Below are 9,650 nucleotides of genomic sequence, written 5' to 3' on the forward strand. Positions count from 1 at the left end.
CGATGCCGCGCGCCGCCCCGGAGGAGGCTGTGGCTGAGGCTGCGGCGCCGGTTCAGGAACCGGTTGAGGAAGATGCGACGGCCGTGCCTGCGGCCAACGCACCCGCTGGTGACGGCGACGCGGCTGGGTCGTCCGGTGTTGAGGACGCGCCTGTCGCGCCGGAGGCCGCCGCCCCCGATGGGGATGCCGCTGCGGCTGCGGCGCCGGTCCAGGAGGACGTGACCGCCGCGCCTGCGGCTGAGGCGCCCACTGGTGAGGGCGCGCCTGCCGCGCCTGTGGCCGACGCTCCCGATGCTGCGTCTGTTGCCGACCCTGGCGAGCGTGCTGCCCCCGCTGAGGCGTCTGATGAGGGTGACACCGCTGGTGTTCCCGTGGCCGGGCCGTCCGGTGGTGAGGCCGCCGCTTCCGATGCTGCGCCTGTCGCCGCCCCGGAAGAGGAGGCCGCTGCGGCTGCCGCGCCTGTGGCCGACGCTCCCGATGCTGCGTCTGTTGCCGACCCTGGCGAGGGTGCTGCCCCCGCTGAGGCGTCTGCTGATGAAGGTGACGCCGCCGGTGTTCCTGCGGCTGGGCCGTCCGGTGGTGAGGGCACGGCTGCCGCGCCGGAGGCCGCTGCTTCCGACGGCGGGGACGCTGCCGCGGCCACCGCTCCGGTGCAGGAGGACGCGACTGCCGCGCCCTCCGCCGCATCGGCGGGCGACGCGGTCGGTGAGGACTCCGCTGCCTCCTCTGCCGAGGCCGAGGAGGCGGTGGCTGCCGAGCCGCATGGCGACGCCGCCACTGGCGTTGCTCCGGCTGAGCCGCCGGGCGGTGAGGCCACGCCTGTCGCGCCGGAGGCAGCCGCTTCCGACGCCGCGCCTGCCGGCGCCACCGGCGAGGACGCCGCCGCGCCTGCCGACCACCCAGCCGGCGAGGACTCCGCCGCTCCTTCCGCCGACGCCGAGCAGGCGGTGGCTGCCGCGTCCGATGCCACGCCCACGGCCGCGGAGGCCGCCGTGACCACCGCGACGCCGACGGCTGACGAGTCCGGCGCAGAGCAGGCCGCCGACGCGACGGGCGACGACGCGGCCGCAGCGCAGGCTTCCGAGCCCGCCTCTGACGCGCCCGCCTCTGACGCGCCCGCCTCCGACGAGGCAGCCGCCGACGCGCCCGCCTCCGACGCGCCCGCACCCGAGCCGGCACCGGCCGACGACGCGGCCGTGACCGAGCCCGTCGCCGCACCCGGGCCCGAAGCCGAAGCCGCCGCCCCCGAAACCGAAAAGGCCGGGACCGAAGCCGAAGCCGAAACAGCCGAGACAGCCGGAACCGAAGCCGAAGCCCAGCCAACCGAAACCGAAACCGAACCAACCAGCACCGAAGCCGCCGAAACCCAGGCAACGGAAACCGAAGCCCCCGAAACCGACCCCCCCGCACCCGAGGCCACCCCCCTCCCTCCCGCCGAGGGATACGCAGAGGCCGAGCGGGCCGCCGTGCACCGGGTCATCCGCGACCGCCGGGACATCCGTAACGGCTTCCGTTCCGACCCCATCCCGCACGAGGTGCTGCTGCGCGTGCTGGAGGCCGCGCACACCGCGCCCAGCGTCGGGCACTCGCAGCCGTGGGACTTCGTCGTCATCCGCTCGGAGGAGACCAGGCGCACCATGCACGAGCTGGCCACGCGCCAGCGCGACGCGTACGCCAAGTCGCTCCCCAAGGGCCGGGCCAAGCAGTTCAAGCAGCTCAAGGTCGAGGCGATCCTCGAGACGCCGGTCAACATCGTCGTGACCGCCGATCCGACCCGGGGCGGCCGCCACACCCTCGGCCGGCACACCCAGCCGCAGATGGCGCCGTACTCCTCCGCGCTCGCCGTGGAGAACCTGTGGCTCGCGGCGCGCGCCGAGGGGCTCGGCGTCGGGTGGGTCAGCTTCTTCGACGAGCGTGAGATGGTGCGCGCGCTCGGGCTGCCGGACCACCTGGAGGTCGTGGCGTATCTGTGCGTGGGGTACGTCGACGAGTTCCCCGAGGAGCCGGAGCTGATGAAGACGGGGTGGTCCAAGCGCCGCCCGCTGTCGTGGGTGGTCCACGAGGAGGCGTACGGGCGGCGCGCGCTGCCCGGGGAGGACCCGGCCGATCTGCTGCAGGAGACGCTCAAGGGCATCCGCCCGCTGGACGCCAAGGCGCTCGGGGAGGCGTGGGAGCGGCAGAAGCGCATGACCAAGCCGTCGGGCGCGCTGGGCATGCTGGAGATCATCTCGGCGCAGCTGAGCGGGTTGTCCAGGAAGTGCCCGCCGCCGATCCCCGAGCCCGCCGCCGTGGCGATCTTCGCGGGGGATCACGGGGTGCACGCCCAGGGCGTGACCGCCTGGCCGCAGGAGGTCACCGCCCAGATGGTGGCCAACTTCCTGGGCGGCGGGGCGGTGTGCAACGCCTTCGCGAGCCAGGTCGGTGCCGAGGTGTGCGTCGTGGACGTGGGCGTGGCGAGCGAGTTGCCGAACACCCCGGGTCTGCTGCCGCGCAAGGTGCGGCCGGGCACCGGCGACTTCACCGCGGGGCCGGCGCTGACCCGCGAGGAGGTGCTGCGCGCCGTCGAGGTGGGCATCGAGACCGCGCGCGATCTGGTGGCGGCGGGGAACAAGGCGCTGCTCACCGGCGAGATGGGGATCGCCAACACCACCGTGTCGGCCGCCCTGATCTCCGTCTACACCGACGCCGACCCGGCCGAGGTCACCGGGCGCGGCACCGGCATCAACGACGAGATGCACGCCCGCAAGGTCGATGTCGTACGGCGCGGTCTGGAACTGCACCAGCCCGATCCGGCCGATCCCATCGGCGTCCTCTCCGCGTTCGGCGGCCTGGAGCACGCCGCGATGGCCGGGCTGCTGCTGGGCGGCGCATCGCTGCGTACGCCCGTCATCCTGGACGGGGTGAGCGCGGGCGCGGCGGCCCTGGTCGCGCGGGCGATCGCGCCCGAGGTGCTGGCGGCGTGCATCGCCGGGCACCGCAGCGCCGAGCCGGGTCACGTGGCCGCGCTCAACAAGCTGGGGCTGCGGCCGCTGGTCGACCTCGATCTGCGGCTGGGAGAGGGGACGGGCGCGCTGCTCGCCCTCCCCGTGGTGCAGAGCGCCGCCCGGGCGATGCACGAGGTGGCGACTTTCGACTCCGCCGGGGTCACGGAGAAGAGCTGACGTCCGCCCCCGCCACGTAGGGTGTGCGCGGGGGCACGTCCCACAGCAGCTCAGCCGATCAGAAGCCGATCAGCCGATCCGCCGATCGGTTTCCATCAGCCGAGCAGTCGATCAGCCGCTCCAGCGCCGCAGCGGCAGCGCATTCGCACGAGGAGAGCCGCATCGCCATGTCCGAGAACTTCGCATATCCCGTGGGGCTGCGCCTGTCGGGGCGCCGGGTCGTCGTCCTCGGGGCGGGCCAGGTCGCCCAGCGCCGGCTGCCGGCGCTGATCGCGGCGGGCGCGGACATCCTGCTGATCTCGCCGTCCGCCACGGCGTCCGTCGAGGCCATGGCGGAGGCCGGGGAGGTGCGCTGGGAGCGCCGCACCTACCGCGACGGCGACTTCGAGGGCGCCTGGTACGCCCTGATCACCACGGACGACCCGGAGGCCAACGCCGCCGCGTCCGCGGAGGCCGAGGCGCGCCGGGTGTGGTGCGTGCGCAGCGACGACGCCGAGGCGTCCACCGCCTGGACCCCGGCCACCGGGCGCAGCGAGGGCGTGACGGTGGCCGTGCTGACCGGCCGCGATCCGCGCCGCTCCGCCGCCGTGCGGGACGCGGTCGTCGACGGGCTGCGCGACGGGACGCTCGCCGCGCCCCGCCACCGCGCCCGCGGCCCCCAGGTCGCGCTGGTGGGCGGCGGTCCCGGCGACCCGGATCTGATCACGGTGCGGGGCCGCCGGCTGCTGGCGGAGGCGGACGTGGTGGTGGCCGACCGCCTGGGCCCGCGCGATCTGCTCGACGAACTTCCGCCGCACGTCGAGGTGATCGACGCGGCGAAGATCCCGTACGGCCGCTTCATGGCGCAGGAGGCGATCAACAACGCGCTGATCGAGCACGCGAAGGCGGGCAAGGCCGTGGTCCGGCTCAAGGGCGGCGACCCGTTCGTCTTCGGGCGTGGCATGGAGGAGGCCCACGCACTCGCCGAGGCGGGCATCCCCTGCACCGTCGTGCCGGGCGTCACCAGCGCGATCAGTGTGCCGGGCGTGGCGGGGATACCGGTGACCCACCGCGGCGTCGCGCATGAGTTCACCGTGGTCAGCGGGCATGTGGCGCCCGAGGACCCCAGCTCGCTGGTGGACTGGGCGGCGCTGGCCAGGCTCCGCGGCACCCTGGTCCTGCTGATGGCGGTCGAGAAGATAGGCGCGATCGCCGCCGCCCTGATCGAGCACGGCCGGGACGCGGACACCCCGGTGGCCGTCGTCCAGGAGGGCACCACCGCCACCCAGCGGCGCGTGGACGCGACCCTGGCCACGGTGGCCGAGCGGGTCGCGGCCGAGGGGGTGCGGCCGCCGGCGGTCGTGGTGATCGGCGACGTCGTCGCCCTCGCCTCGGGTAACCATCGGTAACGCAATCACGTAGGCGTCATTGGCACGACCTCCAGGACAAGGCAGTATCACCCTGTGGCTGATCTCATCACCGTCGATGACCCCGACGACCCGCGGCTGCGCGACTACACCGGCCTGACCGATGTGGAGCTGCGGCGCAAGCGCGAGCCCGCCGAGGGCCTGTTCATCGCCGAGGGCGAGAAGGTCATCCGGCGGGCCAGACAGGCCGGTTACGAGATGCGCTCCATGCTGCTGTCGGCGAAGTGGGTCGACGTCATGCGGGACGTCATCGAGGACGTCCCGGCGCCGGTCTACGCGGTCAGCCCCGACCTCGCCGAACGCGTGACCGGCTACCACGTCCACCGGGGCGCCCTCGCCTCCATGCAGCGCAAGCCGCTGCCCGAGGCCGAGCGGCTCCTGGAGGGCGCCCGGAGGGTGGCCATCATGGAGTCCGTCAACGACCACACCAACATCGGCGCGATCTTCCGCAGCGCCGCGGCGCTCGGGATGGACGCGGTGCTGCTCTCCCCGGACTGCGCCGACCCGCTCTACCGGCGGTCGGTGAAGGTGTCGATGGGTGCCGTCTTCTCCGTGCCGTACGCCCGTCTCGAGACCTGGCCGCGCGGTCTCGAGGCGGTCCGGCACGCCGGTTTCAAGATCCTGGCCCTCACGCCCGACGAGAAGGCCACCACCATCGACGACGCCGCCCCGCACCGCCTGGAGCGCGTCGCCCTGATGCTGGGCGCGGAGGGGGACGGGCTGTCCGCGCAGGCGCTCATGGCCGCAGACGAATGGGTCCGCATCCCCATGGCACACGGCGTCGACTCGCTGAACGTGGGCGCGGCGGCGGCGGTCGCCTTCTACGCGGTCACGGCCGGCCGTCCCCAGGGCTGAGCCCCTGGGCCGGGGCCCGGTCCACCGGCTGGGTGGCCGCGGGCACCGGCGCGCCCAGCCCGTAGGTCGGCCCCTGGCAGCCCTGGGCCGCCGCGATGCCCAGCGCGACCAGCAGCGTCACCACCACGAAGACGATCAGCCGCTGGCGCAGCAGCCGGCGGTCCGGCCCGACGGGCCGGCGCCCGTCGCGCGGCAAACGGGCCGTACGGACCGGCGGCCGCGCGCCGTTGCGCCCCGAGGGGCGCGCGGGGGTCTGGCGGGCGCCGGGGTTGCGGCCGGTGGAACCGGTGGAGCGGCCCCCCGTGCCGGGCCCCGAGCGCGGCGCGGAGGCGCGCGGGGCCTGCGCGCGGGGCGCGGGAGGGGGCGTACCACCGGCGCGCCGCTCCGTGCGCTGGCGCGCGTACTCGTCGGCGCGTCGGCCGCTCGGCCGCTCGGACGACTGCCGCGGCCCGGAGTGGCTCCCGCCGGACGGATGGCCCCCGGAAGCGTGACCGCCCCCCGAGGGGTGGCCTCCCCCTGAAGGGTGACCCCCGGAGTGGTGCGCTCCAGGGTGATGACCGGCGGCGTGGTGCCCCCCGGACTGGTGCCCGTCGGGCTGGGCGGGCCCGCCGGGGCCGAGGCCGCCATGCCCGCCCAACGCCCCGTGCCCATGGCCGTGTCCGTGCCCGTGTGCCTCCCGGGCCGCGATCTCCTTCAGCCGCAGGGACAGCTGAAGCGTGCTCGGCCGGTCCTCGGGGTCCTTGGCGAGACAGGCGTGGAGCAGCGGCGCCAGCGCGTCCGGCACCCCCGCCAACTGCGGCTCCTCGTGCACCACCCGATACAGCATCACCTCGGAACTCCCCTGGCCGAACGGGGAGTCCGCCATCGAGGCGTACGCGAGCGTCGCGCCCAGCGCGAAGACGTCGGTCGCGGGGGTCACCGTCGCGCCGCGCACCTGCTCGGGCGCGAGGAAGCCGGGGGAGCCCACCGCCGTGCCGACGTGGGTGAGGGTGCTCGCCCCGGTCGCCCAGGCGATGCCGAAGTCGATGATGCGCGGGCCCTTGGGCGAGAGCAGGATGTTCGACGGCTTGAGGTCGCGGTGCACCACCCCCGCCTCGTGCACCGCCAACAGGCCCTCGGCCAGCGCCGACCCGATGGCGGCGACCTGGGCGGCGGGCAGCGGGCCCGCCTCGTTCACCTTGTCGTGCAGGGACGGCCCCGGCACGTACTGCGTGGCGAACCACGGCCGGTCCGCCTCCAGGTCGGCGGCCACCAGCCGGGCCGTACAGCCCCCGCGGATCCGCCGCGCGGCGGACACCTCGCGCGCGAACCGGGATCTGAACTCGCGGTCCTCGGCCAGATCCGGCCGGATCACCTTCAGCGCCACGCGCTGCCCGCGCCGGTCGGAGCCGAGGTAGACCACCCCCATGCCGCCCGCGCCGAGCCGCCGGTGAAGCCGGAAGGAGCCGACGACACGCGGGTCCTCGCGCCGGAGCCGCATCATCGCCATGTCCGTCCCCTACCTCCGGTGGGAAGGCCCCTTCCCAGTACCCCTGGCGGGGAGGCCCCATCCGCTGCCGTCCGTCTGACGTGCACAGCTTACGGATTGACGGCCCGGCGCGCTGAGAGGCCGGGCATGCGTCGGCCGATGGATTGTCAGTGGTGGGTGGAATCCTTGGAGAAGTGGGGCGGAATCGCGGCAATCCGCGCTCCGGCCCGCGATGCGAGATCTCAAGGGGCCGTCGCAGAAGGGGGATTGAGCCCGTGAAGGGTGATCGTGTGGAGATAGTCGTGGACGCGGGTGACACGACCCGGACGTATGAAGTGGTCGCGAGCCGGGCCGGCCGCCGGGTGGAGACGGCGGTGCGGCGAGGCGTGGTGGAAGTGAGCGAAGTCACCCGAAACGGGTCGGTGGTGCGCACCGCCCGCTTCATGGCCAACAGGGTGCTGGCGCTGGTCGAGCAGCCGGTGCCGCGGACCGAGGACGGGGAGCGCGGGGAGGGCTCCCTCAGGGAAGACCCCAAGCCCTGACCCCATCCCCGACCCCCAAGCCCTGACCCCATCCCCCGACCCCGATCCCCGACCCATCCCTGACCCCGAGTCCGCCCCCGAGTGGAGGCTCCGGGTCCCGAGCCCGGGTCTCCACCCAGGGGAGTAGTCGTCGGCGCGCGACGTCATCCTCCGGGAGGCCCGGCATCGATACGAGGGCATGACGCCGTCCTCCGCCCCCGCGCCTAATGTTGAGGTCAAGCGGCGGGCGCAGCACTCGTCCCCCGAGGTCAGACGCTCGCCGCCCCAGATGCTCCTGGTCATCGTGTTCGGCGGCCGGGAGGCCGTCGTCACACAAGCGTCGTCCGTGGCGGGAAAGCTGGGGCGCTGAGGCGCCCCAGGCCCGGGAGAGCGGCCCGGGCGGGGACTTCCCGTCATCAACCCCGTGGGGACGGGGGTGCGGCGGACGGCACGAATGCCCGGACAGCTGGGGAGCTGTCCGGGCATCGCGCCGTTTACGGGCTTTATCGGTGCCGTCCTTTCCGCCCTTTCGGCTTTTCCGCCGGTTCGGGCCGGGTGCGCCCGGGGTGCGCGGGCCGACCTAGGATCCAGGGGTCGGCGCGCCGTACGAGTCGGCGCGCCGTACGAGAGGGGGAGCCGTGAGCGAAACCGCGCGGGGCGGCGTCGTCCCTCAGTTGGTGGAGGCTGTGCGCCGGGTCGCGCCCTGGCGTGCGCCCGGCGGCGAGGTGGTCATGCTGGCCGACCGCGCCGACGCCACCGTCATACGTCACGGGCAGGTCGTCGCGAAGGCGCACGCCCCCGGCACCGAGGTGGGGGAGCTGGCCGTCCGGGTGGGGGTGGCCGCCGATCCCGCGTGCGCGGGGGTTCTGCTGCCGCCGCTGGGCGGGCCCGAGCTGCTGCCCGACGGGCGGGCGGTGACCCTGTGGCCGTACGGGGAGCCGGTGTCGCCCGCGGAGCCGGGGGCCGCCCCGTGGGCCGAGGCCGGGGCGCTGCTGGCGCGGCTGCACGCCGTGCCGCCCGCCGCGCTGCCGGGCCCGCTGCCGCCGATGCGCGGGCCCGCCAAGGCCGCCCGCGCCGTGGCCCGGCTGTGCGCCGCGGCCGCGGGACCGGCGGCGGCCGTGGCGGCCGTGCTGCGGGCGTGGGCGGCGCTGCCCGGCTGGGCCCGTGGCGAGGGGGCGGCCCCGGAGGGCGGCGCCCTGTGCCACGGCGACCTCCATCTGGGGCAGTTGGTGAGACCCGCCTCGCGCTGGCTGCTCATCGATGTCGACGACCTCGGTCTGGGAGACCCCGCGTGGGACCTGGCGCGCCCCGCCGCCTGGTACGCGGCCGGGCTGCTCGGCCCCGACGACTGGGGGCGCTTCCTGGGGGCGTACCAGGCGGCGGGCGGCCCCGCCGTGCGCCGGCGCGGGGAGGACCCCTGGCCGCGGCTCGACGTGCCCGCGCGGGCGCTGACCGTGCAGATCTCCGCGCTGGCGCTCGCCAAGGCGGCGGTGGCGGGGCGGCCGTTGGACGAGGCGGAGGAGGCCATGGTGGAGGCCTGCGCCCGCATCGCGCGGCTCGCCGGAGCGTAGGGTGAAGTCAACGCCGCCGGACGGCCGTTCCGGCAGCGCTTTTTTCTGATGCTGAGGAGTTGAGCGGACCATGCAGTGTCCCAAGTGCGGTGCGCCGATGCACACGTACAACCGCAATGGCGTGCAGATCGAGCAGTGCAGCGGCTGCCGGGGGATCTTCCTGGACTACGGGGAGCTGGAGGCGCTGACCCGGCTCGAGTCGCAGTGGACCGGGCAGGTTCCGCCGGCGCCGCCCGCTCCTCAGGCGTACCCGGCGGCCCCCGCCTGGGGCGCCCCCCAGCACGGCCACCACGGCCACCACGGTCACAACAAGCATCACCGTGGCTTCGGGCACATGCTCTTCTCCTCCTGAGAATCCTGAGCACGGACACGACTGAGGGCCGGGGCGAGCTGCCCCGGCCCTCGGCCGATCATGTGGACGATACTGGGATTGAACCAGTGACCTCTTCCGTGTCAGGGAAGCGCTCTCCCGCTGAGCTAATCGTCCTGGGGAACCGCGACGGAGGTCGTGGTTCCGTGGTGTGCGCGATACTGGGATTGAACCAGTGACCTCTTCCGTGTCAGGGAAGCGCTCTCCCGCTGAGCTAATCGCGCGAGCGGGTCCAGGGGACCCGAGTGGACGATACTGGGATTGAACCAGTGACCTCTTCCGTGTCAGGGAAGCGCTC

General features: G+C 74.5%; 6 protein-coding genes, 2 tRNA genes and 1 pseudogene. 6 read left to right on the top strand and 3 right to left on the bottom strand.

Features of this window, described 5'->3' with window-relative positions; all coding sequences use genetic code 11:
• Positions 1–590: 590 nt before the first annotated feature.
• The 3 genes and pseudogenes from cobT to BBH68_RS26490 form a co-directional block, all read left to right on the top strand.
• Positions 591–3,161: pseudogene (gene cobT, locus BBH68_RS26480) on the top strand (nicotinate-nucleotide--dimethylbenzimidazole phosphoribosyltransferase); the annotation flags it as partial.
• Positions 3,162–3,328: 167 nt separating this feature from the next.
• Entirely contained in the window at positions 3,329–4,549 is a 1,221-nt protein-coding gene (gene cobA, locus BBH68_RS26485) for a uroporphyrinogen-III C-methyltransferase (RefSeq protein WP_065966060.1), read from the top strand.
• Positions 4,550–4,603: 54 nt separating this feature from the next.
• Positions 4,604–5,422 (top strand): TrmH family RNA methyltransferase, encoded by an 819-nt coding sequence (locus tag BBH68_RS26490; protein WP_065966062.1) that lies wholly within the window; start codon positions 4,604–4,606, stop codon positions 5,420–5,422.
• Here BBH68_RS26490 and BBH68_RS26495 read toward each other — a convergent pair.
• A complete protein-coding gene (locus BBH68_RS26495) occupies positions 5,397–6,911 on the bottom strand; it encodes a serine/threonine-protein kinase (RefSeq protein ID WP_065966064.1) in 1,515 nt (504 codons plus the stop codon). The genes BBH68_RS26490 and BBH68_RS26495 overlap by 26 nt on opposite strands.
• Positions 6,912–7,165: 254 nt before the next feature.
• On the opposite strand from BBH68_RS26495, the gene BBH68_RS26500 reads away from it, so the two are divergent.
• From BBH68_RS26500 to BBH68_RS26510, 3 genes are all read left to right on the top strand, one after another.
• Complete coding sequence (locus BBH68_RS26500) at positions 7,166–7,432, top strand: hypothetical protein (protein WP_065966065.1); 267 nt, start codon at positions 7,166–7,168, stop codon at positions 7,430–7,432.
• Positions 7,433–8,049: 617 nt separating this feature from the next.
• Entirely contained in the window at positions 8,050–8,982 is a 933-nt protein-coding gene (locus tag BBH68_RS26505) for a phosphotransferase (RefSeq protein WP_065966067.1), read from the top strand.
• Positions 8,983–9,052: 70 nt separating this feature from the next.
• Entirely contained in the window at positions 9,053–9,334 is a 282-nt protein-coding gene (locus BBH68_RS26510) for a TFIIB-type zinc ribbon-containing protein (RefSeq protein ID WP_065966068.1), read from the top strand.
• Positions 9,335–9,397: 63 nt separating this feature from the next.
• Here the strand turns inward: BBH68_RS26510 and BBH68_RS26515 are convergent.
• Positions 9,398–9,469, bottom strand: a tRNA-Val gene (locus tag BBH68_RS26515).
• Between the two features lie 35 nt (positions 9,470–9,504).
• A tRNA-Val gene (locus BBH68_RS26520) sits at positions 9,505–9,576 on the bottom strand.
• Positions 9,577–9,650: the final 74 nt, after the last annotated feature.

The organism is Streptomyces sparsogenes, from assembly GCF_001704635.1.
Taxonomy (GTDB): domain Bacteria; phylum Actinomycetota; class Actinomycetes; order Streptomycetales; family Streptomycetaceae; genus Streptomyces; species Streptomyces sparsogenes.